Source organism: Staphylococcus sp. GW821-FHT11H10 (assembly GCF_058807855.1).
The window spans coordinates 109,773-136,669 of record NZ_JBXARC010000002.1 but is presented as its reverse complement, the minus strand read 5'-3'; the positions used below and the strand labels follow the sequence as shown (position 1 = coordinate 136,669).

Sequence of the window (26,897 nt, the reverse complement as noted above, 5' to 3'; positions counted from 1 at the left end):
AAATATGCCCCTTTTATCACTTTAAATTTACTTATTTTCCATTTGCAATTTTTTGTTTTTTAAAATGTTTGATATTCAACATTTGTTTCTTCACTGCTATTCTATAACAGATTCCACTTCAAATGTGATGATTTTCACAAATTAATTAAAAATCGGGGAATTCCCTAATACGTTCAATAACTTGTCCAAATACAATAAAAAACTGAGACACATTGTGCCTCAGCTTATAAATCCTAATTAAATGTTAATTGCTTTAAACGTTCACTAATAATTCTCTTTAATATGTTATCGAAATTAATAGATGGTGTAATGTGAAGCGTACCCTGTATATCCATTTCTGAAATGAGTCGTTTTACTTTATTTACTAGTCGCCCATCATATAAAAACATTGGCACTACAATAAGTTCATCATATTCATTCGAAAGTTGATCCAAGTCATTTCTAAAAGTAATGTCACCATATAGCGTACGACAATAGATAGGTACAGGTTGATTCATTTTTTCACTAAATTCCTTTAACTCATCATGTGCTTTCGTATATGAGAAGCTACCATGTGCGATTAATACAATCGCATAATTAGAGGAGGTAGAATTTTCAACATCTTGAATACGTTTTTCAACTAAATCCACCATATAGTCATGCGTACCAAGCGGTTCACTAATTTCGTAACTTATTTCAGGATGATCTTTTTTGATATTTGATAAAATTTCAGGAACATCGACGATATAATGCATTGCCGAAAAGATCAAAAGAGGTACAACTTTAAATTGAGTTTCACCTTGCTTTATTAAGCGACCAATCGTTTTTTCAATACTCTTTTCTTCACTTTCAATAAACGCTAATTCATATTCATACGATTCATCACTTAATAAACGATCTAAGAATTCTCCCAACGCTTTATTTTGATCACCTTTTCTCATGCCATGTGCCACTAATATATTCGCAACCAATGGCTTCATCCCCTTTATATTAGACTTTATTACTTTTAAAATTTGGTCATTAAATGCTTTAATGTTGATTAAAATGATATGTTTTAATCATCATTTAGTCAACTTTTTCAATAATGTGGTTAAATTAATTCAATAAAAAAGGTTGTGCTATCTACTCATTTAACTTAGTGATAACACAACCCTATTATTGATTACTTAGCTTTCATACTATCACGTGAACCATTTAAATACGCATATACTAAACCAATAAATATACCACCACCGATATAGTTACCAATTAAAGCAAACACAATATTTTTAATAACACCTAACCATGATAGTGCATCTAAATTATAGAACACCATACCTGCGTATAAACCAGCATTGAAGACAACGTGTTCATAACCCATGAATACAAACACGACAACCCCTGCAGCAATAAAGAATGCTCTTGCCAGTCCTTCTTTAAATAACATAGACACGTATATACCAATATTAATAAAGAAATTACAGAAGATTGCTTTAACTAAAATATTTAACCAAGTTGATTCTACCGTTTTCATATGTACTGTCTTACTTAAGCTGGCAATCATTTCTGGCGTCATAATATGCGTCCCTTTCATTAAGAAGAATAATATGAATCCACCTATAATATTCCCAATAAAACAGAATAAGAAAATGAACAACATCTTATTAATAGTAATGGCTTTATAATACCAGCCTACCGTTAAATACATGAAATTACTAGTTAGTAATTCTGAATTCGTCAACACAATTAATACTAAAGCTAAACTAAATGCAATCGCACCTAACAAATTAACTAAACCTTCATTAGTGCCTGCAAATTGTGTTTTAATTGCCAACATAAATACCGTTACGATTGCTAATAAAAATCCTGACATGATTGCTTTCAATGCATATCTACCAGGCGTTTTTGTAGCCATAATTTCTTTCGTCTGTACCTGCCCGACAGCAGCTTCTACAATATCACGCGTTGCATGGGTGTCTTCAACCGTTTTATTGTTCTTCAACATATGTATGCCCCCTACATCCTTTCAAGTTATGTTTCAATTATATATTTTTTAAGAAAACATGAATAGCTTAAATTTTTTAGGTAAAAAAAGTGAGATAAAATCGTATCATGTAGACACGATTCTATCTCACTTAGTAATTTACTATTTATGTGCTTTAAGTCTTGATAAATAGCGTAAACCTGTAGCAAAAATGCCATAGCCTAGCGCTGTTCTTAAAACATATTTAATTGCACTATTATCAATTGCCTTTGAATTGAGTAGTACTGTAGGTATTAATGTACTAACTGAAAATAAAGCTAGTACTTTTAAATATCTTTCTTTCATATCATCAACCTCATTTCAACTACATTATAACTTAAATTTAGTTGAATTTTTTTGACATACTTATGACTTTTTTTGTTTCAATAATGAATCAAGTTGGTCTAATGTAGAATTCATTCCCGCTTCTACACCCATATCAAGTGCTTGTTGCGCCGCATTTTTTGTTGGAAAGATAGAAGTTGACGTTACAAGCGTGCGTTGCGCTGATTCTGAAGTGAAATCAATCAAAATTTGCATCCCAGGTAATGATGTATCTTTCTCACCTTGAGACGTAGCAAAGAAATCTAAGTATTCAATATGATTAGGTTTATCCACCTTTTTATATTCAGTCAATGTGTAACTTGTTTGTTCTGGCATTTCTATCGCAAAGAAGGCATCACCACCGGCTTCTGGATTAAAACGATAAACCTTTGTTTTACCTCCTTGAGGATGGAACCATTGTTCGAATAACGTCTCCGTAGTGTATGCCTCGAATACTTCATTTATTGGCGCCTCAAACGTTCTATTAAATATAATTTTATTATCTTTTAATTGAATTGACATTTAAATCCCCCTATCTATTTTTTAAATGCTCTCTCTGAATTTACCAGTTATTGATTTTAATTACAAAAATATAAAAGCTCCCTACAAAGTTTACATTCATTAATGTCTACTTTGTAGGAAGCCATATAAGTATTTTTAATAACTAGTGATTAGTCTTCAAGTGGAAATTCTAAATCAAATTCAACATTTAAGTCTTTTCCTAATAAGAAACCACCAGTTTCAAGTTGTTGGTTAAACGTAATACCATATTTTTCACGGTTAAGGCTACCAGTAATTACTAAACCAGCAGTGTTTTTACCGTTTAATGGATTTAAACTAGTACCTTTATAATCTAAATCAAAAGTTTCTTCATGTGTTTGATCTTTCATAGTTAAGTTACCAGTAACTGATTTATCATCTACGTTAGTAATTTCAAATTTAATTTCTGGGTAGTTTTCAGCGTCTAAGAAATCTGCGCTTTTAAGATGATTATCACGATCTGCTACTTTAGTATCAATTGAATTTGCTTTAACAGTAAAAGTACCTTGTAATGAACTTAAATCATTGAAATCACCTGAAATGTTAGCGTCAAATTCGTTAAAACGTCCTTTAACATTTGATACAACTAAGTGTTGAATAGAAAAGTTAACTCCTGAATGTGCTGGGTCTAAATTTAAGTTAGCCATGTGTACATACCTCCATTATTTAAATTATGAAACTACGTAGCTGAAAATCAGTACTATAGTTTGTATATTTATTATACTTAGTATAATAAATCGACTCAAATGGAATTACAAGTAAAAAGATTCAAATTTAAAATTTTTTAATGTGCTAACATTTCTTCTTTAATATCATCCTTATCTAGTGAGGCAGGATAATAAGTTGGCCAATGATCCATTTCTTTAAGTAATGAATCATTGTTATCACCCATAAAGATATGGAAATGTTCAGCTTTCTTAGGTGCGATATTGTGATCACTAAACTGAACGTACTTCGGTAATTGCTGTGTATCATCGTTTGTCAATTTAAAAATAAATCTAACTCCACGATTACCTTTCTTATAATCTAGGATTTTTTTACCAACATATTTATACGTTCCAGTAACCTTCTTCCCATTTTTTTCAAAAGTAATGTTGTCACCTTTAATATTTATGCTAGAAATGTCAGTTTTATAACCTTTCTCATAGTATGCTTTATACTCTTTTTCTGTCATAGCGCTATCTTCTTCTGATTTATGTTTCATTACATCATCTAAATCACCATTTTTTAAATAGGGATAAACTGATTGCCATTTACCTTCATAATCTGATAACGCACGATCTTTAACTTGATTATCTTTAAAATAGCCATCTGAAATAGCTTTGTCATGTTTATGTTCAGCTTTTTCGTCTTCTACTTTTATATTGGAGTCCAATGCTTTATCTAATGCTTCAATATTTTTGTTCATCAACGTTTGATAATCCATTGATTCATCTTTAGATTGTTCTTTATTTAGTGACTCCATATTATAAAATTTTAAAGGTTTTGCGTTTGTTTCTTTTCTGATTGTCTCGGTTACTTTATTGGCAACATTATCTTCATATAATATGTATTTAACATTTTTCTCATTAATCTCTTTAACTAATTGTGTAAGTGCTTTTTGAGATGGGTCTTCAGCATTCATATTTTGAATTCCTTTTTGAACAAAGCCATAGCGATCTGCGAGATAACCTAAAGATTCATGAGAAATAAATACAGCATTACCTTGTTTATCTTTAGTAATTTCTTTTAATTGATTGTCAATGTCATCAAGTGCATGTTCTAATTTTTTGAAATTTTTCTCGTATTCATTTTTATGTTTTGGATCTTTGGCTACTAAGTGGTCTTTAATTTCTATAGCAAACACTTTATTTTTCTCAGGATCTAACCATACGTGTGGATCATATCCACCATGATGATGGTGATGATGTTCATGTGAATCTGCATGTTCTTCATCACCGTGTTCGTGTTGATCTGTTAGTAATGTTGAACGGTCTAATTTATCTTGTAATGATACTTTCTTTTTATCATCTTTAATTGTTGCTGCAACTTTTTTAGCGACTGGATCTAAATCGTCACCTGTATACACGAATAAATCAGATTTATTAACCTTTAACATGTCTTTCTGAGTTGGTTCATAATCATGTAAGTCTGAGCCAGCAGGATAAATGGATGATACATTCACATGATTACCACCTATTTGTTTTATAAACGATTGTAAAGGATAAACGGTTGTAGACACATTGATTTTATCGCCATCCTTTGACCCCTTATTAGAACTATCTTCTTTTCCGCAAGCTACTAAAACACATAACATTATAGATAATAAAATGGTAAGACTTAAAAATCGCTTCATATAACTCCTCCTAAATAGTAATAATTACGATTTAAAAGTATAACTTTATTTGTATAAAATTACAATAGGTTTTTAATGTTTTTTATTTTCAATTTAATAAAAATCATCTTTTATTAAAAAATCTATCATTGATTAAGTTACTACCTTTCCTAATTTTAAAAAAAGAAGAATCCTAGCGATGTACACTACAATTCTTCTTTAAATTAATCTTTATTAAAATTATTTTACTTCTCTCTAAGAGATTACGATATTGCACTAAAATGATTGGCAACGTTACTAACTACAATACTTTCAATTCATAACTATAAGTATTTCTTCCACTCTTCAACTTCATATGGATCTTTCACTTTTTTGCCATTTATAAATACTGTCGGAACGGTGTCAATGTTATTATCTTCTGTCATTTTCTTCTGTTCTTCTGCTTTTTTCCAAGCGTCACTGTTCTTAGTTTTATATTGCTTTTTTATGTCAGATTTTTGTTGCGTCGTAATATCTAACTTATCAATTTCATTATCTAAAAATTGTTCTGTTAACCACTTTTTATCCTCGTCTTTTTGATTCGATAATACATTACGTTGAAAAGTTAAGTATTCATTAGGTGCAACTTTTTGCACTGCATTTCCAGCTCTAGAGCCGACGATAGAATCTTTACCAAGAAAACCAGCATTAATAAATTGATACTCTACTTTATTCGTATCAATATAGTCTTTTTTAATGGTTGGCATTACATTCTTTTCAACTTTTTTGCAATATGGACATTTAAAATCTCCATATTCAACGATCAAAATTTTGCCATTCTTAGTTTTAGGTGGCTGCTTTTCATTGTTGTTATTAGAACAAGCACTCATGATAATGGTTAACACCATCAACATGCTTATTATCAAAATTATCTTTTTCATAGATGCTCCTTTGTAATTATATATTAATTCATATTTTCTTCCTTATAATCAGCATCATGTGATTCGATATATTGTTTTGTGTCAAAGTTATCAATGCGTTTCGCTTTTTTACCATCAAATTGATAAGTGTAGTAATGAACTTCCTCATTATTACTTAATGGTTTGTACGCTAAGACAACATACTTACCATTTTCGTATACGTAAATATTTGCATCTTTTTTATCAAAGTGTTTAACCATATCGCCTGTATCATTTTTAGCCATTTGTTCTTGCTTTTGATCTTGCATTTTAACAGCTTTATCTATTTTATCGACATATTTATCATTACCACATGCAGCTAGCATTAATATACCGATACTTAACATAACTAATATACGTTTCATATATTCACTCCTATTGCCCAGTTCTCTTTATCTATCATTATACTTCTTTTGCAAATACTATCATACAATGCTTTTAAAATATGCGCTAGTTCATAAAAATTTAGTTTTCTAAAAATATTTATTATTATAAATTAAATATATATTTTAACCTACAACTAAAGTACGATGTGATTTAATAACTTATCTTGTGTAATAGTTGTAGTTATTTGTTAAAATAAATGATAATTCTTAAAAACGCAGAGGAGTAGATGAATATGAAATTCGTAACTTTATCACCGGAGGAATTTGAGAAATTTACATCCAGTCATTTCTCTCATTACACACAATCCCGAATTCACTTTGAAAACAGAAACGAATTAAAAGGTGATGTGCATGTTGTAGGTGTCAAAGATGACAGCGACAATGTCATCGCTGCAACTTTAATGACTGAGGCACGTGCTTTAAAAGTGTTCAAATATTTTTATACACATCGTGGACCTGTCATGGACTACAGCAATATTGAATTGGTTCACTTTTTCTTTAAATCACTAACAAGTTATTTAAAAAAACATAATTGCTTATATGTATTAGTTGATCCTTATATTTTGGAGAACCTACGTAATGCTGATGGAGAAATTTTAGAAAGTTACGATAACCGAGCAGTCATCAAAACGTTGGAAGATTTAGGTTACAAACATCAAGGATGGACAGTAGGTTATAGCACAATGAGTCAAATACGTTGGTTATCTGTCTTAGATTTAAAAGACAAGTCAGAAGATCAATTATTAAAAGAAATGGACTATCAAACACGTCGTAACATTAAAAAAACGTATGAAATGGGCGTAAAAGTAAGAACGCTACCTATGGATGAAACGGATACGTTCTTTGAATTATTCCAAATGGCCGAAGAAAAACATGGTTTCAAATTTAGAGACAAACCATACTTTTATGAAATGCAAAAAACGTATAAAGACCATGCAATGCTTAAACTTGCTTATATTGATTTAAAGGATTACTTATCTACTCTTCAACAAAAACACGATTCATTAATAGAACAATTAGCCGAAGTCGATGCTGTATTAGAGGAAAACCCTAACTCTAAGAAAAATAAAAACAAGCGCACACAAATACAGCAACAAGTTGATAGTAATGAACGTAAATTAAATGAAACGAAAAATAAAATTGCTGAAGAAGGCGAAACACTCAATCTAGCTGCCGCTTTATACTTATATAATGAGCATGAAGTTTATTATTTATCCAGTGGTTCAAATCCTAAATATAATGCGTATATGGGCGCATATCGTTTACAATGGGATATGATTAAATTCGCAAAAGAGCACAATGTAGATCGTTATAATTTCTACGGTATTACAGGTGACTTTAGTGAAGATGCTGAAGATTATGGTGTGCAACAATTTAAAAAAGGCTTCAATGCTAATGTTTACGAATACATTGGAGATTTCATCAAACCTATACACCCACTTGCATACAAAGTTAAACAACTATTAGAACGTAAATAGTTATAAATCAAAAAAACACTTTTCTAGGTTCAACTTTATGAACTTTAGAAAAGTGTTTTTTATTATTAATCTTCATTAATTACATTTAAGAAACGACGTAATTCTTCTGTCTTAGGATGTTCGAATACTTCGTCTGGTGTACCTTGTTCACCGATACGTCCTTCATGTATAAAGACGATTTTATTTGAGACTTGGCGTGCAAATCGCATTTCATGCGTGACAATTACCATTGTCATACCTTCATCAGCTAATTCTTTAATTACTCTTAATACGTCATTAACTAATTCTGGATCTAATGCAGAAGTAGGTTCATCAAACAACATAACTTGCGGATTCATAGCTAACGCTCTAGCGATCGCTACACGTTGTTGTTGACCACCCGAAAGTGCATGAGGTCGTTGATCTTTAACACTTGTCAAACCAACTTTTTCAAGTAATCCCATAGCTCTTTCTTTCGCATCTGCTTTACTCATTTTCTTAACAGTTACTAACCCTTCCATTACATTTTCCAATGCAGATTTATGAGGAAATAGATTATAACTTTGAAATACCATACCCGATTGCTTGCGTACGCTTATTTGAGACTTTTTATTATTTGCGGTGTAACTTTCACCATTAACACTTACATTACCTTCAGTCGGAATTTCTAAAGCATTAATCATACGTAGTAATGTCGTTTTACCTGAACCAGATCGTCCAATAAGTGTCACGACTTCCCCTTTATCTACATTTAATTCAATGCCTTTAATGACTTCTTTATCATTGAATGATTTATGGATACCACTTAATTCAATCATGAGTTATACCCTCTTTCAATATATGATTCATAGAAGCTTTGGATAACTGAGATAATGAAGCAAATTACCCAATACATTACTGCTACAAGAATATAAATAGTGAAATATTCATATGTTGTAGACGCTACCTCTTGAGCTTTACGGAACATTTCTGCAACCAAGATGAAGCCAAGTAATGATGTATCTTTAATTAAACTTAAGAATGTATTACCTAAAGCTGGTATTGAAACACGAATCGCTTGAGGTAAAATAATTCTTTGAATCGTTTGTCTATAGTTCATTCCTATAGAATAAGCCGCTTCTGTTTGACCTTTAGGTATAGAAATAATACCACCACGGATAATTTCTGAAGCATACGCACCAACATTAAGTGATAAACCGATGATAGCTGAAATAACTGATGATAATGTCCATTGTTCATCAGCATTACCAGTTACTAGTCGTCCTAATTCAGGAATACCATAAAAGATTATGAATAACTGTACGATCATCGGTGTACCACGAATAATTGAAACGTAAACTCTTGCGATACCTTTTAAAACTTTACTCGTTGAAATACGCATTAACGCTGTAAATAAAGCAATAATCAAACCTAAGATAAATGTAACTATTGTTATTGGAATAGAATATTTTAATAAACCTTCCAACATTGGTCCAAATGCTTGCCCTGCCGCATCTAATGCATGTTGTTGTTGACTATTTAGGCTCAGAAACATTTTCACCGAACCATTTCTTACCAATTTCCGCTAATTTACCATTTTCTTTTAATGTTTTAAGTCCATCATTGAAATCAGATACAACTTTATCATCAACATCTTTGTTAAATGTGAATGCTGATTTACTTTGTTCTGCATTTCCTTTGATTGCTTTAATTTTAGCGTTTGGTTTTTGTTTTTTATAATCTAAGTAAGATAAGCTATCGTTAAATGTACCATCAACACGATTAGATAATAATAAGTCCATCGCTTGGTTAAAGCCATCAACTTTAGTAATATCTGCACCTTTGTCTTTAGCTAATTGACCATAGTTTGACGTGAATGTTTGAGCCATTTTTTTACCTTTAACGTCATTGAATGATTTAATGTTCTTTTCATTTTCACGTACTACTAAAACTGCGCTTGAATAAGTGTAAGGTGTAGAGAATTTATATTTTTTCTCTCTATCTTTGTTTACACCAACTTGGTTAGCAATAACGTCAAAACGTTTCGCATCTAAACCAGCAAACATTGAATCCCATGATGTTTCATTAAATTTAAGTTTGTAACCTTTTTCTTTTGCAACTGCTTTGATTACGTCAATATCGTAACCAGTTAATTTGTCTTGTTTATTGTGGAACGTGAATGGTGCATATGTACCTTCAGTACCCACTTTCAGTGTTTTACTATCGCTGTTACTACTACTTGATTTAGAATCACTATTTTTATCAGATGATCCTCCATTACCACAAGCAGCTAACACAAAGATAAGTGCTAAAGCAACAAATAAAAGTCTTTTCATCTACCTTGTCCTCCATATTCCTATTAGATTAGTCAGAATAAATTAATTCTAATCTCATGGGTAGGAATAGTCAACATTATTTTACATTTGCTTAAGTGTTCAGAATGTTTGGATATTAATAATATAAAAAAGAGACCTAGACATAGAACATTTTTGTTAGAGGGAGTCCTCTATGGTATCCCTTCTTTGAAAAAATGCTTAAACATTTCCAGCGTTCGTCTTGATATCTTATTTTAACTATATAAAGTTAATTTAATCATTTTGTAATTTAGCTTCTGCCTTAACCTTTTTCTTACTTTTAATTAAAAATGTAAGCAATAAACTGATGAATGTAATAATAACGGCAAATAAAAACCCTGAATGATAACCATGAAGCATAGCATCGATTTGTATTTGTCCTGCCATTTCTTTTTTATCCATACCTTGATAATCACTCATCGTCGGTTGGAAATTCTTACTTGCTGTACTTAATATTGTAATTAAACCTGCTGTTCCAATTGAACCAGCAATTTGCTGAATGGTATTTGTCATTGATGAACCATGAGCATTAAGCTCTGGTGTTAGCTGATTCATTGTATGCGTCATTATTGGCATCAAGCCCATTGCAATTCCAATCATACGAATAGCATAAACAGTAGCTAACATTACAGTAGATGTATGTTCGTCCATGACTACAAAGTAAGAAGTCGTTATAAGAACAATAGACATACCAATTATAGCTAACACTTTAGCACCAAATGTTTCGTATAACCAACCTGAAATAACAGACATGATAGCCATAACAATTGCACCAGGTAGTAAGATAAGTCCTGAATCTATAGGTGTTCTGCCTAATAGATTTTGTACAAACATAGGCAATACTGTTTCAGAACCAATCATGGAAATCATTGTTGCAGCCATAATCGCTAACCCAACCGCAAACTCTTTATTCTTAAACACTTTGAAACTTAGTAGTGGCGTGTCAAGTCTCTCTTGACGCCAGATAAATAGTCCAACTAATAGTATGCCGCCTATAATCGTTATTAATACTAGTGGATCATCCCATCCATCACTTGAAATAGAACTGACACCGTATAATAATCCACCAAATCCTAAAATTGATAATATTATAGAAAAAATATCAATTGGTGTTTTAACAGTTGTTCCGACGTTTTTAATAATTTTTAAAGCTATAAGAAATGTAATTGCTGCAATTGGTGCAACGACATGGAAAAGTGATCTCCAGTCAAAGAATTCAACTAAATAACCAGATAATGTAGGTCCAATTGCTGGAGCAAGACCTATAACTAATCCAAACATTCCCATATATTTACCGCGCTCATGCGGTTGAAAGACATCTAGAATGGTTGTCATCATCAGTGGCATCATTATACCTGAGCCTAAAGCTTGTATAATACGTGCGATTAAAAGAATTGTGAAGTTTGGACTAAAACCGCCTAACATCGTCCCAATAAAGAATATCAGAATCCCAGTTAAGAACACTTGTCTTGTTGAATATCGCTGTATAATAAATGCAGATAATGGAATGACTACACCATTAGTTAGTAAGAATGCAGTTGTTAGCCATTGTACTTGTGAATATTCAATATTAAAATCTTTCATTATTCTTGGCAATGCTGTAGTAAGTAGCGTTTCATTCAACAACCCGAAAAAGCCACCTAACAACATCGTAAATATCATTGCTAATTTTTGTCTATGTGACATATTATTCCCCTCCTATCTACCTAAGCTTTCAATAGATACATTTGCCTATTATACATATATATTTTTAAATTTCATATAAATTGTTTATGTTATTTTGTAAATCGTAATAATTACTATTTACTTTTACCTTACTTTCCTTTATGCTTTTTAAAAAGGAGGAATCAAATATGAAACAAGATTTACAGACAGCACGTCGAAATTTGAATAGTCCTAATATCAAAACTCGAAAACGTGCATTAAAAATAATTAAACAACATAAACGCAACCGTAAATCAGCTTAATGTTATCTATTTCTTCCATAAATAACTCCTAAAAAGAAGAAGGCTGGGACTAAATAAAATGTCTCAGCCTTCTTTTATCATATTGGCAGTAGTTGATTAATTTGAAAATGCGCTTAAATCATGCTTTTTTCAAACCTAGTCATCCTTGCCGGGATGGGACCACGAATTTATTTTAATTTCTGTCCCGCTCCCACTCCTTTAATTTAATAATTATAAATAATAATGATCAATGACATTTAAATTGTCATCTAATTCATAAATAAGTGGTGCACCAGTTTTAATTTCATAGCCAATGATATCTTCATCAGATACATTATCTAAATATTTAATTAATGCGCGGATTGAATTACCGTGTGCAGCTACTAGAACTGTTTCTCCATCTAATAGATGTTGAGAAATCTTATCTGTCCATATAGGTACCACACGTTCTAACGTTGTTTTTAAACTTTCAGAATAAGGCATCATACGATGATCTAAATGTCTATAACGACGATCTTTTAAATATGATTCACGTTGTTCTTCAGTTTGTGCTGGTGGCTTAACGTCATATGAACGTCGCCATTGATGCACTTGTTCTTCACCAAATTCTTTTCGTGCTTCATCTTTATTAAGACCTTGTAATTTACCATAATGACGCTCATTTAAACGCCAACTTTTATGCACTGGAATCCACTCTTGATCTGATTCAGCTAATAAAAATTGAGTTGTCTCTAATGCTCTCGTTAACAATGAAGTAAACGCCACATCAATTTCAATGCCATTTTCTTTTAGTTTACGTCCAGAAGTAATTGCTTCATTTCGTCCTTGTTCAGATAGTTGAACATCTTCCCATCCTGTAAATAAATTTTTAGCATTCCATTCACTTTGACCATGACGACATAATATTAATTTTGGCATATTAAAACACCTTCCTATATGTTAGTTTTGATTATATGGTTTCATTTAAAATGCCTTAAAACCAAGCACTAACTCGAAATTTACTTCCCTATGCTTTGCAACAAGTAACCTTCTCTTTTTCTATTACATTTATTATAAAACTATTTCGTTAAATTTCATAATATCTTATATTTACGCTATTTTTGGCATAAATGACGTAAATTTGTCATGTTCGTTATCTTCAGTTCATTTTTGATACTATCTTTTGATATTGTAGTAACCTATGTCATTAAATGAGGTGTTATAGTGAATCTACCGTAATCAACAGCAAGACATATTGGGATGCATAATCTATAAGGATATTAAAAGATAAGTAATTATGACTTTACTTAATTTAATAGCAATTTTAGATTACTTACAAAAAACCAATTTCTAAAGGAGATTATTTATTATGAAAAAATCAATTTTTGCATTAATGACAATGGTATCTTTAGGTGCCGCAGGATTAGAATCAGGTCAAGCACATGCTAGTGAAATGACACATGGTCAACAAAATCAATCTTGTCAATATAATCAACATACGCAATTACAACACAATCAACCATCTCATCAGAGTCAACATACTAATGTAGCATCTGCTTCAACTACACAAGCTAATACAACTAATGTTACTACTAATACATCATCTAGTAATACCGAATGTACAGCCGATAATAGCTCATCTAGTAACACTTCTAGCGATGACAGTTCATCTAATGAAAGCTCATCTAGTGAAAGTACATCTTCAGTATACAAACAATTTATCGCAGCTGGCGGAACAGAAGAATTATGGGAGAAAATTGTCTTACCTGAATCAGGTGGAGACCCTAATGCGTCTAATGGACAATATCATGGTTTAGGACAGACAAATCAATCTTGGGGCTATGGCTCTGTCGAAACGCAAACAAAAGGCATGATTTCATATGCTAAAGAACGTTATGGTTCAATTGAAGTTGCAATTAGTTTCCGTGAATCTAACGGTTGGTGGTAAAATTTAACAGAGCTTAAGTTCTGAGGCAGAACGCTTAGAATTTATGTTTAAATAACTCGAAAAGCGTCCGGGACATAAATTTTCTGGATAAGTATAACAGACAATTTCTATTGAAATAATATAGGAATTGTCTTTTTTATTTTAATGTAGAATTCCATATGAATTCAAAGTATTTTGGTGCGACTCTTGGCGTTTTAATTATTGAACACAAGTGCTGTTGCACTTGTATAAGGCGTTCTAAGATAGAATACAAAACATAGTTGCGAAGACTCCTAGGGTAGAGCAGTGCCAGTCGAAGACTACAGGCTGAGACGGCATCCCAGGAACGCGAAGTAGCTTATGTGAGTAATCATCTATCTAAGAACGCCTTTAGAGGACTACAGGCACGAGCCTTTCCTGCAAGAAAGTGTCGCAACTATAATGAGTAAAAATTCATCTAAGAATTTCTTTACAACCCAGTCCCCTAGGCAATTGAGCCAATAATACGAAGTATTATAAATAAAGAAGCTAGTAAATGAAGTTTTTAAGAGTCATTTACTGGCTTCTTTATTCGTAATCACTATTTTCAGAAAAAAATCATTAAAATTAACAATGCTTTTGTTCAGAATCTATTCATCTTACTTTTACAAAGTATCCGGTTCTGGATGTACATATACTGATGATATACCTTTACTATGCAAGTGATTCTCCACTCGATCACAAATATCATGTGCTTGTTGAAGAGACAAATGTGCATCAACAACAATCGTAACATCTAAAAATATGCTACTTCCATGGTAGCGTCCCTTAAGATTGTTCACATCTTTGACGTCATCCACTTCCAATACAACATTACGATATTCTTCAAGATCCTGTTCATTGAATCCATCGCTAAGTGCAAAAATTGACTCTCTAAAAATACCAAACCCTGTATAAATAATTAAAAATCCTAGAATCGTTGCTAAAATGACATCGACAATAGGTAAACCAAATTGAGTAAATACTAGACCAATTGCCGTACCCATACTAACTAATCCATCTGATAAGTTATCTTTTGCTGCGGACTTTAACGAACTACTTTTCGTTTTCTGAGCTAATCTCTGATTTATTGCAAACACACCTATCATAATTAACCCACTTATTAAACTCACAAATATTGTGACTACATTTGGTGTATTGTGCTCATTTGTAAATATTCTAGGTGCATTTTCAATCACAACTTGAATACCCACGAACATGATAATAAATGAAACCAACAACGTTGATATATTTTCAGATTTCAAATGACCATAAGGATGATTTTTATCTGCTGGTTTTATTGAAATTTTCAACCCAACAATAACAGCTATAGATACAATAATATCTGTCATATTATTCAAAGCATCTGCTCTAACAGCTGCTGAATCAAAAACAAATCCAGTAATATATTTAGAAACAGATAAAATAATGTATACTACTAAACTTAAATAAGCCCCTCTTTGTGCCAATTTAAGATTTTCACTTTGAGACATTTTGTTAACCACCTTAAATGCTTTAATATCAATAGTATGTACTATCAAAATATGAATGACAACGTTTTTTGATTTCTATAAAATCCGTATAATTAATCTAATTAAATTTTTAGCAAAACCTAAATTTCACTTTAGCTAAAGCTATAAAATTGTCACTCTTTAAAGTCATTTGAAGTTTCGTATTATAAAAATAAATCGCCTAAAGTTGAACGTCATTTAATCCTTTAAAATCCACTTTGAAACAATAAATGTAATTGGAATAGTAATAATTAAACCTGCAAATGGTGCGATTTCAGATGGAAATTGAAACCACTTAACAAATACATATAATAATAATGTTTGCATACCCATATTTATAACTTGAGTTAATGGAAAACTTAAAAATTTCTTAAGTGTTGGTCTTACTTTATAAACGAAATAACAATTTAAATAGTAAGAAATTACAAAACTTACTAAGAAACCAGCAATATGACTAATCATATAATTCACGTGAAATAATTTTAATAATAATAAATACACAATATAATAATTAAGGGTGTTAATCCCCCCCACAATTATAAATTTTATAATCTCAAAGTGGGTTTGATTCAATTTCATCGTTCTTCTCCTTTGTCGTCATTCTCTTTTTTAATTTTCAAACGGCAATATTTTAAATGGATATTTTTCTGAAATATGATGAAACTCTTTGAAACTCGTTAAATCCGCTTCATCTGCAGGTGTGATTTCAAATAGATAAGTTTCATAAGGTAAATGTGATAATGTGATGTGACGTTTATTGCTATCAATTTGTGATTGTACATCCTCTAGTCGTTGTTCACTACGCATATGTACATCAGTGAAAATAAGTATATTTATAATCGCAAAGATAAGTATACAACTTTTTAAAAGATTATAATGGTTCAACGTCAAAATGCCTAATTCTGAAATTAAACTAATAAGTACAATAATACAAAGTAAATATGCTAAATAAAATTGTCGAACTGAAACTTCAGTAATTAAAATAACTGGTAACACGCTAATTGGAATAGAAACAAGTGACATAAAAACCAACAATCGATTATATGGTAATTGAATGACTAACTTACACGAAATAGCAATACTAACTATCATTATAAGACACAATAGAGTATTAATGACTTCAAACGTAAATGTCTCTGACAATTGTTTCAAATTAAAAGGTTCATATATAAAGATTTTATATATAGGCAAAATACAAATACCTGTTTGTAAAATGATTCGCTTTATTGTAGGTAAAGTTAAGAACGCGCTACTTTTTAATAGCAATATCATTAGAATAATCACTATTAAGGATAAAATAATAATATTATTAAAAAAGAGATATCTTGGAATATCTTTTAGAAGTGATATTTCAAACTTATGGTTTAACCCAAGCATGTCTAAGTGTCCTCTTAATGCCTCAACACTTGAAAAGATATAAATATATTTATCATTTAATAGCATTATCATCGCGCCACATAATGAAAGCAACCAACCAAGTACCAAACTATAGTGAAGCTTATGATTACGTATAGCATAATAAATCATGCCAACCAGTATTATTGTGGCATTATAAAAAGCTAATGGTTCAGCAAACCACTGTCCCAATATACATATTAACCAAAATATAAAAACCTCAATACGACTAAATTCATCTTTATTAAGTAATACTCTTATTATAAAACTTAAGATATATAAAGAAAAACATGTGCCAAAAACATATGTATAAAAAAATTCAAAATTACCATAGCTTTGTGCAAACAAAGAATTGGGTATAATAAATAATAAAACAGTGCTTAATATTAAATAGTTGGTGTCACCAAACTGATTCAATAATCTTAATAAAAGTACTAAGATAAAGATTGATATAAACGCAAATGATAATGTACGAAGTAATATAGAATGGACACTTGCAAATTCTAATAAATTGCTAATGTATCTTCCATTAAAATTATTAAAAGCATTACTAACCACTTGCATACCATGGTCACTACCCCAAAACCAATCTGTACTATGTAAAGGGATAATGTAGCCTAAATAGCCATAATATAGGATCAATCCAATCATCCAGATGTAAAATTCATGATGTTTAAGTCTATACATGTCGAACTCCTTTATGTCTTAAGGTTAATTAAATTTGCACTCGTGTTGGCTCAACTAATTATATTATATTCTTTTTTTATTAATTATACATTCAAACATTATTTTATACTAATTTTAAATATATAAACTATTGGAGGTCTATTAAGATGAATCTTAGAAAAATAGTCATTGCCACTGATTCATTTAAAGAGAGCATGTCTGCTAAAGAAGCTAGTTTAGCAATACAAGATGGTTTCAAGAAAATATTTCATGAAGATATTCACTATGACATTATCCCAATGGCAGATGGTGGTGAAGGCACAACAGATGCTCTAAAGGAAGCGCATAACGCTAAGACGTACACCATTCCAGTACATGACCCATTGCATAGAAACATTGAAGCTTCATATGCACGTTCTCAAGATAATCAAGTAGCTATCATTGAAATGGCTGCATCATCAGGACTAGATTTATTGACAGATGAAGAACGTAATCCACTTATTACATCTACTTATGGTGTTGGAGAAATAATATTAGATGCGCTTGATCATCATGTTACTAAAATCATTTTAGGCATTGGAGGAAGTGCTACCAATGATGGCGGTAGTGGCATGTTATGTGCATTAGGCGCTCAATTTCTTGATTCTAAAAATCAACCTTTAAAACTCGGTGGCGGCTACTTATCTGAGCTAGCAAAAATTGACATTTCAAACTTAGATCAAAGACTTAAGCACGTCACATTTGAAGTTGCTTGTGATGTGACAAACCCGTTATTAGGTGCTAATGGCGCAACTGAAATCTATGGTCCTCAAAAAGGTGCTGACGCTAAGATGATACCAAAGTTGGATTCCGCACTTACAACCTATCATGATATGATAGAACGAGAACTAAATGTAAGTGTCAAAGATATCCCAGGTGCTGGTGCTGCCGGAGGATTAGGTGCAGGTATCCTCGCATTCTTCAATGCGTCACTTTCTAACGGCATTGATATTGTATTAAAAGAAACTGACTTTTCGAGAAGAGTGCAGGATGCAGATCTTGTCGTAACAGGTGAAGGAAAGATGGATGCTCAAACAGTCTTTGGTAAAACACCTATCGGAGTAGCTAAAGCAGCAAAAGAACATCACGCTCCTGTTATAGCTATTTGTGGTAGTCTTGGCGAAGGATACCAAGATGTTTATAAGCATGGCATTGACAGTGCATTTAGTTTAATTGAGCAACCAGAATCATTGCCTTCATTATTAAATAACGCTAAACGAAACATGACACATACTGCTGAAAATATTGCAAGACTATTAAAACTAACTATTTAAAATATGAGGTGACTATCATGAAACGAACAGACAAATATAAAGATTCTTACAAATATGATGAACAATATCGCAAACGTAACAGACAAAGCGCAGATGGACTTTCGCGTCATGAGCGACGCGAAAGTCAAGAAGCATACAATCGTAGCAATTCACGTTATCGTGATGATGATCCGAGATATCGTAATGACGACCGTAGATATCAGGATGATTATGATTATCGTGAGGATTATCGCCGACGTAATGATGAATACGATGAAGATGGTAATAGATACTATAACGATCGTGACTTTAGACGCGAGCAACAGTTAGAAGAAGAGAACGAAAAAAATAAGAAATCTAAAAAATGGCTAATTGCTATTATTGCAATACTGTTGATTATCGTAGCGGTATTTGCCACAAGAGCAATACTTAATAACAATAGTAGTGATAACCAACAAACGAATAATGCTTCTAATGACAACAATGTTTCTAAAGATTATAAAAATGAAGTTCAAAACCAAAGTGATAATATCAAACAACAAGTAGAAGATGCTAAAAATGACATTAAGGATAAAGTCGATACTGACTCAAGAATTAAACAAATTCAAGAGGATGTTAATAACTTAAAAAATAGCGAACAAACTGGTGAAGATTCTAAGTTAACTAAATTTTATCAAGAACAAGTAAATAAATTAAAAGAAGCTAATAATGCTCAACAAAATAACGAAAGCCAAAGTAAAGTTAATGATTTACTCAACGATGTAAATACAAAATTCGATGAAATTAAAGAGAAATTAAATAGTATACTTGGAAATTCAAGTGATACAAATTCACAATAATTGGCCTGTTTGAGAAAGCATATATTCAAAACTTTTCGAACGTTAATCAACCTATATTAGGCGACACAATGAATTCTGTGTCGCTTTTTTTATTTTGTAAATTACAAATATACAAAAAACCTTTATAATGTAGTTTGCAAACTTTTTAAGGAGAAACATTATGCAACCTTCAACTCATACAAAATTACCCCTATTACTTCTAATAGTATTAGGGGTAATGACTGCATTTGGACCTATGATTATTGATATGTATTTACCCGCATTACCTGAAGCACAACATCAATTTAGGTCATCAACATCTGAAATACAACTTACATTATCATTTGCAATGATAGGTTTAGCACTTGGACAATTCCTATTTGGCCCATTATCTGATGCATTTGGTCGTAAAAGAATGGGTCTTATCATATTATGTATATTTTTCTTAGCCACACTTAGTGGCGTATTCGCTAGTAACCTAATTTTATTTTTATGTATTCGTTTTATCCAAGGGTTTACAGCCGGTGGTATTATCGTTATAGCCAAAGCTTTCGCTGGAGATAGATACGAGGGCGATTTATTAGCAAAATTTCTAGCATCACTAATGGTCGTGAATGGTATTGTTACTATCATCATGCCATTACTCGGTGGACTATCATTAACACTTGGATCATCGAGAATTGTATTCATTATCCTAACATTTATAAGTCTATTTGTACTATTAGGCGTCGCTACAATGATGCCAAAGACACATAAATCGGAACACAAATCACTTAACTTTAAAGACATTTTATTAGATTTCGGTAGTCTAATGAAAAAACCACGATTCATTATTCCGATGTTGCTACAGGGGTTAACGTATGTAATGTTATTTAGCTTTTCATCCGCTTCTCCATTTATTACGCAAAAAATTTATAATATGACACCTCAACAATTCAGTATCATGGTCGCTGTTAATGGTGTCGGTTTAATTATCGTGAGTCAGATCGTCGCACTTCTTGTAGCTTATATTAATCGTTTCAAACTTATGATTTATTTAACCTTAATACAAGTTGTAGGTGTCATTTTAATTGTGATTACACTTGCAGTTCATGGTCCCTTATGGATTTTACTTATCGCATTTTTCTTAAATGTATGTCCTGTTACGTCTATTGGGCCACTTGGTTTTTCAATGGCAATGGAAGAACGTACTGGTGGTAGTGGTAATGCGTCTAGTTTATTAGGACTATTCCAATTTATACTTGGTGGTATTATCTCTCCTATTGTAGGACTCAAAGGACAATATGACGCAACCCCATATATTTTCGTTATTATGATTACAGCAGTCATTTTAATAACACTACAAGTTATTTATTTTAGAAATCATCGTAAACCAGCATAATAAATCTTTTATTCAATATGACTAGAAGATTAAGACAAAGGATTAAAAGACTACATAAAATCATGCAGTAGTCGACTAAACTGAGAAGATGCTCATATCGAGCTTTTCTCAGTTTTTTTGCATTTCATTTTAAAATAAGTGAATTAATCTTAAATCAAAGTTACTCGTTCACAATATTTTAATAACTTTCCAACAAATAGGTGACAGCTATATTTTTTCTAATTGATAATCATTATTAACGATTATAATGAAAGTAAATAAAGGAGGAGTTTTAATGATTACAAATGAATCTATCGTTGCAGAAATTGTTACTGATATCCCACTAAGTGCTGATATTTTCAGAAAATATGGCATCGACTTTTGTTGTGGTGGCAATATATCTATAAATGAGGCAGTTAAAAATAAAAAAGTTGATGCAGAAACTTTAATAGATGAAATTAATGAACTTCCAAACCATGATCAAGGAAACATTAATGTGAAATATCTAGATGCGCCGTCATTAATTCAATATATACAATCTCGCTATCACGAAACAATGCGTGAAGAATTTAAGAATCTATCCCCTTATGTTACAAAAGTGGCTAAAGTTCATGGACCAAACCATCCATTTCTAATTCAGTTACAAGATTTATATCGCCAATATCGAGATGGTATGCTTGAGCATATGGCTCAAGAAGATGAACATGATTTCCCAGCGTTAATTAAACTTTCTCGTGGTGAACAAGTAGATCATTCATCTGATATCATTCAAAGCTTAGTTGACGACCACACTCAAACAGGACAATTACTTGAAGATATGCGTGAATTAACTAGCCAATATCAACCTCCTAGTGAAGCTTGCCAAACTTGGAGATTAGTATATCATCGTCTAATGAATTTAGAACGTGAAACTCATGAACATGTACATTTAGAAAATCACGTACTCTTTAACAAATTCAGTTAGAACAGGAAGTGTTGACTATGGTGACTAAAATAGCCGGCCATACATTTTTAGCACAATTAGGAAAGAAACGCTTACGTCCAGGGGGTGTGTTAGCAACAAATTGGCTTATAAATAAAGGACACTTCTCCAGCGATAAACGTGTTTTAGAAGTAGCTTGTAATATGTGTACAACGTCTATTGAATTAGCTCAAAAGTATAATTGCCACATTGAGGGCGTAGACTTAAATAAAACCGCTTTAGAAAAAGGTAAACAAAATGTTTCGAAACGCAATTTAGATAAGCTTATTCATTTAACGCAAGCCAATGCTATGAAATTACCTTTTGAAGATCAGAGCTTTGATATTATTTTAAATGAAGCGATGCTAACCATGTTGCCTTATCAGATTAAGGAAAAAGTGCTAAATGAATATTATCGAGTATTAAAACCGAATGGCATTATACTTACACATGATATTGCAATTATTAATAGACAAGAGGCGCCAACGGTCATTGATGAATTAAGTAACGCCATCAATATGAAAGTTACACCTTTATCACCTGAAGATTGGTATCAACTCTATCAAGAAGCTGGTTTTTCAAATATTGAGTCTAAAGTAGGTCCACTATCTTTAATGACTCCAATAGGTATGATTCGAGATGAAGGCCTCCTTGGTACGTTAAAAATTATAAAAAACGCTCTAAAACCAACTAATCGCAAAATGTTTATCAAAATGTTTAAAACAATGCGTAAACATAAAAAGAATATGAATTATATCGTTCATGCAGTTAAAAAATAAATTGTGAAAGTATAACAAGAACTGAGAAACGCTTAAAAAGAGCGCCTTCTCAGTTCTTTTAATTACTGTATTTTATAGTTTTAAAATATCTACTTTATATCAATCTCTTGTCTAATCTTCTATAGGAATCCAAATTTCTGTAATATAATCACTACTTTGGGTATTTCCTGGTAAGTAATGTTCAAACATAGGTGCTCTAATCGTCTTAAATTTAGCTTGAGGTAATAACTCTTGATAGATTTTAGGCGTTATCGATTTAATTGCTTCGGGAACTTTTCCTTTCGCATCTATAACAACATACTTATGAGCTGACAATTCGAGTGTATTAAAGTGCGAATCATTATTATTCGAATTATCACAAGGTACACCAATGAAATATTCGAAATGATTATCTTCTTTCTGTAAAATGACGCCTAACAATCCTGATAATGTTTGATTACTAAGTTCTATTAAATCATCTACAACCCCATCATTATTTACTTTTTGCCAAAATGATGGTATATCTTTTTGCATCTCATCGCCACTCTCATACTTTCTTAAGACACCGATGAGTCGAACATGATTTAACTGTTCCAATTTATATTGTATTGCCATTCAAATGTCCCCTTTTTCATTTATTCTATATCAATAAAGTCAAAATCCATATTAATATACGAGATGACCACTAAGGTATATAATAAATTTACTTAAATTAAGTGATGTAAACTATAAAAGCGTCTTTGAGGAGAATAAAGATGAAAAGAACGATATTATCAATCAAACCAATTAGCCAATTATTTCCAATTCCAATGGTCATGGGCTGTGAAGGTGTTTCAGCAGCAATGTTACTTCAATATAATGATTATAATATAAAAGCAACAGAAATTATGAAACATTGGCCCAAACATCCTAATAATCCCTATAAAGGTTATGTAGGTCATCACTTACTCGTCAAGTTGGGTCATCACCAAACCATCTTTCCGAATGCTTATGTTCCGTACTTACAAACGATTGATTCACGAATTGTTGATGGCACAGGTACTGAGCTAACGTCTTTAGAGGCCGTTATTGATTCAGGCCAACCGGTCATCATGTATCATACGAGTTTAGGGCGTAAACCATTCCGGAAACATTTCACATTTGATGATCGTAAAAAAGAACTCGTTTCTAACATTCATGTTACGCTATTAATTGGATATGATGATAAATATTACTATTATATAGATCCCTTATGGAGTCACTTATTTAAATTTGTTATCTTTCCTGCGATAGTCCCTAATCGCTTTCAAGTTATTAAAATTGCAAAGTCCAAATTAGAGCGTAGCTTTAATGCCCCTGGTCGTACATGTATATATCTTAAAGTAAACACCAATGATTAGTAGTAACTGCTAGTGAGATTGAGATAATTTAAAACACTTCCCAATCTCACATATATATTATTCATCACTAATATCAAATGATACTAAAGCGTTATTGATTTCTTGATTAATATCACTCGTTCTCCATTGTCGTTGATACCCTAAGCAGGGACAAATATATGTGATGCCATTTTCATTAATCATCTTTCGAAAATGCACATGCCCCATAATGCTATAACGGATGGAATAGGTTGAATAAAATTCATCAAAGTCCTTAGTACCTATATAAGCATTAAAGAAGTCAAAAATGCGATGCGGCATAGGTACTATAAATTTAGGATGCGTGACAATGTGAGTCATTAAGATAATATGTTTATCTTTAACCTGATCTAAGTCTTCTTGTATTTGTTTAGCCGCCTCTTTAGATAACACTCTATCATCAATATCCCAATCAATTTTCACTTTATCTTGCCATGTGGCACCGTAATATTTCCCTCTTTTAATTCGATCCAAATCAAATTTGTCATCAGCATAGCTATAGTCATACCATGCAGTATGTCCTACTATTGCCCAATGGTCATTAACGACATACGGTTTGCCAATTAGACAGTCTGGCTTGCTAGCATAAAATTCATAAATTTGCTTTGAACTGAGTGATGCTTCTGAAGTCCAATAGTCATGATTACCAGGGACGAATAAGATTGGTATACGACATTTTTCTTTTAAGTCTTGAATAAATTGGTAACTTTGCAGATAATCATTAGACATATCTCCTGCAATTAATAATAATTCAATATTTCTTTGTTCCACAATATATACGAGTGCATCAAGATATGCTTGTGGTTCCAGTTTAGGATGTCGATCAATATGTAAATCTGAAATTGTACCTATCTTCATTAATGTCTTCCCTCTTACTTGTTTTGAATTGAAATCATTATGTCATAGTTATTATTAATAATAAATAAATCTGTTTATTAAATTTTCAGAAATTTGTTTATATTTTATACAATAAAGAGTATAATAAAATTACCTTTTAGCAAAGTTACATAATTTGTGAACAATTAATATCAAAATCGCTTTTTATCTAAAATTTAACAACTATTGAATAAACGCTATACTTTGTTAAAAGAAAAATTTTTACATAAAAAAGAAAGCGTTTACAACTAAAAAATTAAAAATCGCATCATTGCTTTCTAAGGAGGAAGTATATGGCTAGACAGTTGGAAAGAGAACTAAACAACAGGCATATTCAATTAATTGCAATTGGGGGCGCAATTGGTACAGGATTATTCCTAGGTTCAGGACAAACAATAGCTTTAACAGGACCTTCCCTTTTACTAACTTACATGATTATTGGTATGGTCATGTTTGCATTCATGCGAGCACTTGGAGAATTGTTATTAAGTAATACACGCTTTAATTCATTTGTAGATATCGCGAACGAATACATAGGTCCCTTTGCCGGATTTGTCATTGGGTGGACATATTGGCTCGCTTGGATTGCTTCAAGTATGTCAGATTTAACAGCAATGGGACAATATTTTAGTTTTTGGTTCCCACAAGTTCCACATTGGATTACCGTCTTGTTCATAGTATTAATGTTAATCTCTTTTAACATGTTAGGTGCAAGATTATTCGGTGAATTGGAATTTTGGTTCTCAATTATCAAAATTGTTACTATTATTGCGATGATCATCGTTGGACTTGTCATGATATTCTTCTCATTTAAAACATCTTATGGTCATGCATCGTTTAGTAACTTAACTAATCACGGCGGTATCTTCCCTAATGGACCATTTGGATTCTTAATGGCATTCCAAATTGCCGTTTATTCATTTATTGGTATTGAACTTATCGGGGTAACTGCTGGTGAGACGAAGGACCCTAGAAATGTAATTCCTAAAGCAATTAATAACGTGCCTATACGTATCTTATTATTTTACGTAGGTGGTTTATTAGTCATCATGTCGGTTATTCCTTGGAATAAAATAGACTCAAATAGTAGTCCATTCGTAACGATGTTTAGTTTAATCGGCTTACCATTCGCTGCCGGACTAGTAAACTTTGTAGTATTAACTGCCGCTGCATCAGCAACAAACAGTGGTATTTATTCTAATAGTCGTATTTTATTCGGACTTGCTAAACAAGGTTTAGGACCTAAAGTTTTAAGCAAAACTAATGGTAGCAGTGTTCCATACTTATCTATGTTAGTTTCATCTGGTACCTTATTGGCAGCAGCATTGCTTAATTTTATTTTCCCAGATGCCATTAAATTATTTATTTATGTTACAACACTATCAACTGTTCTATTTTTAGTAGTATGGGCAATGATTATCATTTCTTATATTGTTTTCGTTAAAAAGAATCCAGAAGAACACCATAAGAATAAATTTAAACTCTTTGGTGGACTTAAGACAGCATATGTCGTACTCGCATTTTTCGCGTTTGTGTTTGTACTACTATTCTTTAGCGAAGATACAAGAGCGGCCATTTTCATTTCACCAATTTGGTTTATCTTCTTGTTCATCTTTTATAGAAAATACAAGTCTAATGCAGAAGACTTAGCGGAACGAACTCGTAGTCAAGGACGTAATTCAATTAATTATTAATCATCAGATTAATTAATTGATAAACG

28 protein-coding genes are annotated in these 26,897 nt (G+C 31.7%); 10 read left to right on the top strand and 18 right to left on the bottom strand.

Annotated elements, in window-relative coordinates:
- Nucleotides 1-233: 233 nt before the first annotated feature.
- The 8 genes from AC1RRU_RS02185 to AC1RRU_RS02150 all read right to left on the bottom strand — a co-directional run bounded on the left by AC1RRU_RS02185 (nt 234) and on the right by AC1RRU_RS02150 (nt 6,462).
- Nucleotides 234-950, bottom strand: a complete 717-nt coding sequence (locus AC1RRU_RS02185; RefSeq protein WP_493196427.1) for a sirohydrochlorin chelatase — start codon at nt 948-950, stop codon at nt 234-236.
- Between the two features lie 191 nt (nt 951-1,141).
- Nucleotides 1,142-1,963 carry a formate/nitrite transporter family protein gene (locus AC1RRU_RS02180; RefSeq protein WP_011274974.1) on the bottom strand — a complete coding sequence of 274 codons (822 nt, stop codon included), beginning with the start codon at nt 1,961-1,963 and terminating at the stop codon, nt 1,142-1,144.
- A gap of 141 nt (nt 1,964-2,104) precedes the next feature.
- Nucleotides 2,105-2,287 (bottom strand): hypothetical protein, encoded by a 183-nt coding sequence (locus AC1RRU_RS02175; protein ID WP_011274973.1) that lies wholly within the window; start codon nt 2,285-2,287, stop codon nt 2,105-2,107.
- Nucleotides 2,288-2,347: 60 nt separating this feature from the next.
- Nucleotides 2,348-2,827 carry an SRPBCC family protein gene (locus AC1RRU_RS02170; RefSeq protein ID WP_011274972.1) on the bottom strand — a complete coding sequence of 160 codons (480 nt, stop codon included), beginning with the start codon at nt 2,825-2,827 and terminating at the stop codon, nt 2,348-2,350.
- Nucleotides 2,828-2,976: 149 nt separating this feature from the next.
- Nucleotides 2,977-3,492: a YceI family protein gene (locus AC1RRU_RS02165; protein ID WP_011274971.1), complete on the bottom strand. Its 516-nt coding sequence runs from the start codon at nt 3,490-3,492 to the stop codon at nt 2,977-2,979.
- 137 nt (nt 3,493-3,629) lie between these two features.
- The gene (adcA, locus tag AC1RRU_RS02160; protein WP_011274970.1) at nt 3,630-5,180 is read right to left on the bottom strand and encodes a zinc ABC transporter substrate-binding lipoprotein AdcA; all 1,551 of its coding nucleotides are present in this window, start codon (nt 5,178-5,180) and stop codon (nt 3,630-3,632) included.
- A gap of 302 nt (nt 5,181-5,482) precedes the next feature.
- Nucleotides 5,483-6,079: a thioredoxin domain-containing protein gene (locus AC1RRU_RS02155; protein ID WP_011274969.1), complete on the bottom strand. Its 597-nt coding sequence runs from the start codon at nt 6,077-6,079 to the stop codon at nt 5,483-5,485.
- Between the two features lie 23 nt (nt 6,080-6,102).
- The gene (locus tag AC1RRU_RS02150) at nt 6,103-6,462 is read right to left on the bottom strand and encodes a DUF4467 domain-containing protein (RefSeq protein ID WP_011274968.1); all 360 of its coding nucleotides are present in this window, start codon (nt 6,460-6,462) and stop codon (nt 6,103-6,105) included.
- A gap of 254 nt (nt 6,463-6,716) precedes the next feature.
- Here AC1RRU_RS02150 and AC1RRU_RS02145 point away from each other — a divergent pair, with 254 nt between their 5' ends.
- Nucleotides 6,717-7,961, top strand: a complete 1,245-nt coding sequence (locus tag AC1RRU_RS02145; protein WP_011274967.1) for an aminoacyltransferase — start codon at nt 6,717-6,719, stop codon at nt 7,959-7,961.
- A 65-nt stretch (nt 7,962-8,026) separates the two neighbouring features.
- Here the strand turns inward: AC1RRU_RS02145 and AC1RRU_RS02140 are convergent, their stop codons facing one another.
- The 4 genes from AC1RRU_RS02140 to AC1RRU_RS02125 all read right to left on the bottom strand — a co-directional run bounded on the left by AC1RRU_RS02140 (nt 8,027) and on the right by AC1RRU_RS02125 (nt 11,959).
- Nucleotides 8,027-8,758 carry an amino acid ABC transporter ATP-binding protein gene (locus tag AC1RRU_RS02140; RefSeq protein WP_011274966.1) on the bottom strand — a complete coding sequence of 244 codons (732 nt, stop codon included), beginning with the start codon at nt 8,756-8,758 and terminating at the stop codon, nt 8,027-8,029.
- Complete coding sequence (locus tag AC1RRU_RS02135) at nt 8,755-9,474, bottom strand: amino acid ABC transporter permease (protein WP_029376620.1); 720 nt, start codon at nt 9,472-9,474, stop codon at nt 8,755-8,757. The genes AC1RRU_RS02140 and AC1RRU_RS02135 overlap by 4 nt, the downstream gene beginning before the upstream one ends.
- Nucleotides 9,455-10,255 (bottom strand): transporter substrate-binding domain-containing protein, encoded by an 801-nt coding sequence (locus AC1RRU_RS02130; RefSeq protein WP_011274964.1) that lies wholly within the window; start codon nt 10,253-10,255, stop codon nt 9,455-9,457. Before AC1RRU_RS02130 ends, AC1RRU_RS02135 begins: the two co-directional genes overlap by 20 nt.
- A gap of 252 nt (nt 10,256-10,507) precedes the next feature.
- Nucleotides 10,508-11,959 (bottom strand): MDR family MFS transporter, encoded by a 1,452-nt coding sequence (locus AC1RRU_RS02125; protein ID WP_033079722.1) that lies wholly within the window; start codon nt 11,957-11,959, stop codon nt 10,508-10,510.
- Between the two features lie 167 nt (nt 11,960-12,126).
- On the opposite strand from AC1RRU_RS02125, the gene AC1RRU_RS02120 reads away from it, so the two are divergent.
- A complete protein-coding gene (locus tag AC1RRU_RS02120; RefSeq protein ID WP_011274962.1) occupies nt 12,127-12,240 on the top strand; it encodes a putative metal homeostasis protein in 114 nt (37 codons plus the stop codon).
- Nucleotides 12,241-12,450: 210 nt separating this feature from the next.
- On the opposite strand, the gene AC1RRU_RS02115 is transcribed toward AC1RRU_RS02120, so the two are convergent.
- Nucleotides 12,451-13,137 (bottom strand): 2,3-diphosphoglycerate-dependent phosphoglycerate mutase, encoded by a 687-nt coding sequence (locus AC1RRU_RS02115; protein WP_011274961.1) that lies wholly within the window; start codon nt 13,135-13,137, stop codon nt 12,451-12,453.
- 430 nt (nt 13,138-13,567) lie between these two features.
- Between AC1RRU_RS02115 and AC1RRU_RS02110 the strand changes: the two genes are divergently transcribed.
- Entirely contained in the window at nt 13,568-14,146 is a 579-nt protein-coding gene (locus AC1RRU_RS02110) for an aggregation-promoting factor C-terminal-like domain-containing protein (RefSeq protein WP_011274960.1), read from the top strand.
- Between the two features lie 623 nt (nt 14,147-14,769).
- Here AC1RRU_RS02110 and AC1RRU_RS02105 read toward each other — a convergent pair.
- The 3 genes from AC1RRU_RS02105 to AC1RRU_RS02095 all read right to left on the bottom strand — a co-directional run bounded on the left by AC1RRU_RS02105 (nt 14,770) and on the right by AC1RRU_RS02095 (nt 17,736).
- Nucleotides 14,770-15,636, bottom strand: a complete 867-nt coding sequence (locus AC1RRU_RS02105; protein ID WP_011274959.1) for a cation diffusion facilitator family transporter — start codon at nt 15,634-15,636, stop codon at nt 14,770-14,772.
- Between the two features lie 216 nt (nt 15,637-15,852).
- On the bottom strand, nt 15,853-16,233 hold the full coding sequence (locus tag AC1RRU_RS02100; protein WP_011274958.1) for a GtrA family protein: 381 nt from the start codon (nt 16,231-16,233) through the stop codon (nt 15,853-15,855).
- A 30-nt stretch (nt 16,234-16,263) separates the two neighbouring features.
- Nucleotides 16,264-17,736, bottom strand: a complete 1,473-nt coding sequence (locus AC1RRU_RS02095) for a hypothetical protein (protein WP_011274957.1) — start codon at nt 17,734-17,736, stop codon at nt 16,264-16,266.
- Nucleotides 17,737-17,882: 146 nt separating this feature from the next.
- On the opposite strand from AC1RRU_RS02095, the gene AC1RRU_RS02090 reads away from it, so the two are divergent.
- The 5 genes from AC1RRU_RS02090 to AC1RRU_RS02070 all read left to right on the top strand — a co-directional run bounded on the left by AC1RRU_RS02090 (nt 17,883) and on the right by AC1RRU_RS02070 (nt 22,925).
- Nucleotides 17,883-19,028 carry a glycerate kinase gene (locus AC1RRU_RS02090; RefSeq protein ID WP_033079723.1) on the top strand — a complete coding sequence of 382 codons (1,146 nt, stop codon included), beginning with the start codon at nt 17,883-17,885 and terminating at the stop codon, nt 19,026-19,028.
- A gap of 17 nt (nt 19,029-19,045) precedes the next feature.
- On the top strand, nt 19,046-19,846 hold the full coding sequence (locus tag AC1RRU_RS02085; RefSeq protein WP_016930751.1) for a hypothetical protein: 801 nt from the start codon (nt 19,046-19,048) through the stop codon (nt 19,844-19,846).
- Between the two features lie 160 nt (nt 19,847-20,006).
- The gene (gene tcaB, locus AC1RRU_RS02080) at nt 20,007-21,206 is read left to right on the top strand and encodes a putative multidrug effflux MFS transporter TcaB (RefSeq protein WP_011274954.1); all 1,200 of its coding nucleotides are present in this window, start codon (nt 20,007-20,009) and stop codon (nt 21,204-21,206) included.
- Nucleotides 21,207-21,480: 274 nt separating this feature from the next.
- Nucleotides 21,481-22,149, top strand: a complete 669-nt coding sequence (gene scdA / locus AC1RRU_RS02075; protein ID WP_011274953.1) for an iron-sulfur cluster repair di-iron protein ScdA — start codon at nt 21,481-21,483, stop codon at nt 22,147-22,149.
- Nucleotides 22,150-22,169: 20 nt separating this feature from the next.
- On the top strand, nt 22,170-22,925 hold the full coding sequence (locus tag AC1RRU_RS02070) for a class I SAM-dependent methyltransferase (protein WP_029376621.1): 756 nt from the start codon (nt 22,170-22,172) through the stop codon (nt 22,923-22,925).
- A gap of 111 nt (nt 22,926-23,036) precedes the next feature.
- On the opposite strand, the gene AC1RRU_RS02065 is transcribed toward AC1RRU_RS02070, so the two are convergent.
- The gene (locus AC1RRU_RS02065) at nt 23,037-23,519 is read right to left on the bottom strand and encodes a GyrI-like domain-containing protein (protein ID WP_011274951.1); all 483 of its coding nucleotides are present in this window, start codon (nt 23,517-23,519) and stop codon (nt 23,037-23,039) included.
- A 140-nt stretch (nt 23,520-23,659) separates the two neighbouring features.
- On the opposite strand from AC1RRU_RS02065, the gene AC1RRU_RS02060 reads away from it, so the two are divergent.
- Nucleotides 23,660-24,283, top strand: coding sequence for a C39 family peptidase (locus AC1RRU_RS02060; RefSeq protein ID WP_011274950.1), 624 nt, complete (start codon nt 23,660-23,662; stop codon nt 24,281-24,283).
- Between the two features lie 57 nt (nt 24,284-24,340).
- On the opposite strand, the gene AC1RRU_RS02055 is transcribed toward AC1RRU_RS02060, so the two are convergent.
- Nucleotides 24,341-25,159: a metallophosphoesterase gene (locus AC1RRU_RS02055; RefSeq protein ID WP_037570669.1), complete on the bottom strand. Its 819-nt coding sequence runs from the start codon at nt 25,157-25,159 to the stop codon at nt 24,341-24,343.
- Nucleotides 25,160-25,470: 311 nt separating this feature from the next.
- Between AC1RRU_RS02055 and AC1RRU_RS02050 the strand changes: the two genes are divergently transcribed.
- Complete coding sequence (locus AC1RRU_RS02050; protein ID WP_011274948.1) at nt 25,471-26,871, top strand: amino acid permease; 1,401 nt, start codon at nt 25,471-25,473, stop codon at nt 26,869-26,871.
- The last annotated feature ends 26 nt before the right edge of the window (nt 26,872-26,897 follow it).

Bases quoted from the DNA above. Each gene is read 5' to 3' on its own strand.
- AC1RRU_RS02150 (WP_011274968.1), bottom strand. From the start codon at position 6,462: ATGAAACGTATATTAGTTATGTTAAGTATCGGTATATTAATGCTAGCT.
- adcA (WP_011274970.1), bottom strand. From the start codon at position 5,180: ATGAAGCGATTTTTAAGTCTTACCATTTTATTATCTATAATGTTATGT.
- AC1RRU_RS02110 (WP_011274960.1), top strand. From the start codon at position 13,568: ATGAAAAAATCAATTTTTGCATTAATGACAATGGTATCTTTAGGTGCC.
- AC1RRU_RS02060 (WP_011274950.1), top strand. From the start codon at position 23,660: ATGAAAAGAACGATATTATCAATCAAACCAATTAGCCAATTATTTCCA.
- AC1RRU_RS02145 (WP_011274967.1), top strand. From the start codon at position 6,717: ATGAAATTCGTAACTTTATCACCGGAGGAATTTGAGAAATTTACATCC.
- AC1RRU_RS02100 (WP_011274958.1), bottom strand. From the start codon at position 16,233: ATGAAATTGAATCAAACCCACTTTGAGATTATAAAATTTATAATTGTG.
- AC1RRU_RS02175 (WP_011274973.1), bottom strand. From the start codon at position 2,287: ATGAAAGAAAGATATTTAAAAGTACTAGCTTTATTTTCAGTTAGTACA.
- AC1RRU_RS02105 (WP_011274959.1), bottom strand. From the start codon at position 15,636: ATGTCTCAAAGTGAAAATCTTAAATTGGCACAAAGAGGGGCTTATTTA.
- AC1RRU_RS02140 (WP_011274966.1), bottom strand. From the start codon at position 8,758: ATGATTGAATTAAGTGGTATCCATAAATCATTCAATGATAAAGAAGTC.
- AC1RRU_RS02050 (WP_011274948.1), top strand. From the start codon at position 25,471: ATGGCTAGACAGTTGGAAAGAGAACTAAACAACAGGCATATTCAATTA.
- AC1RRU_RS02055 (WP_037570669.1), bottom strand. From the start codon at position 25,159: ATGAAGATAGGTACAATTTCAGATTTACATATTGATCGACATCCTAAA.
- AC1RRU_RS02090 (WP_033079723.1), top strand. From the start codon at position 17,883: ATGAATCTTAGAAAAATAGTCATTGCCACTGATTCATTTAAAGAGAGC.
- AC1RRU_RS02170 (WP_011274972.1), bottom strand. From the start codon at position 2,827: ATGTCAATTCAATTAAAAGATAATAAAATTATATTTAATAGAACGTTT.
- AC1RRU_RS02065 (WP_011274951.1), bottom strand. From the start codon at position 23,519: ATGGCAATACAATATAAATTGGAACAGTTAAATCATGTTCGACTCATC.
- AC1RRU_RS02095 (WP_011274957.1), bottom strand. From the start codon at position 17,736: ATGTATAGACTTAAACATCATGAATTTTACATCTGGATGATTGGATTG.
- tcaB (WP_011274954.1), top strand. From the start codon at position 20,007: ATGCAACCTTCAACTCATACAAAATTACCCCTATTACTTCTAATAGTA.
- AC1RRU_RS02165 (WP_011274971.1), bottom strand. From the start codon at position 3,492: ATGGCTAACTTAAATTTAGACCCAGCACATTCAGGAGTTAACTTTTCT.
- AC1RRU_RS02120 (WP_011274962.1), top strand. From the start codon at position 12,127: ATGAAACAAGATTTACAGACAGCACGTCGAAATTTGAATAGTCCTAAT.
- AC1RRU_RS02130 (WP_011274964.1), bottom strand. From the start codon at position 10,255: ATGAAAAGACTTTTATTTGTTGCTTTAGCACTTATCTTTGTGTTAGCT.
- AC1RRU_RS02115 (WP_011274961.1), bottom strand. From the start codon at position 13,137: ATGCCAAAATTAATATTATGTCGTCATGGTCAAAGTGAATGGAATGCT.
- scdA (WP_011274953.1), top strand. From the start codon at position 21,481: ATGATTACAAATGAATCTATCGTTGCAGAAATTGTTACTGATATCCCA.
- AC1RRU_RS02135 (WP_029376620.1), bottom strand. From the start codon at position 9,474: ATGTTTCTGAGCCTAAATAGTCAACAACAACATGCATTAGATGCGGCA.
- AC1RRU_RS02085 (WP_016930751.1), top strand. From the start codon at position 19,046: ATGAAACGAACAGACAAATATAAAGATTCTTACAAATATGATGAACAA.
- AC1RRU_RS02155 (WP_011274969.1), bottom strand. From the start codon at position 6,079: ATGAAAAAGATAATTTTGATAATAAGCATGTTGATGGTGTTAACCATT.
- AC1RRU_RS02180 (WP_011274974.1), bottom strand. From the start codon at position 1,963: ATGTTGAAGAACAATAAAACGGTTGAAGACACCCATGCAACGCGTGAT.
- AC1RRU_RS02125 (WP_033079722.1), bottom strand. From the start codon at position 11,959: ATGTCACATAGACAAAAATTAGCAATGATATTTACGATGTTGTTAGGT.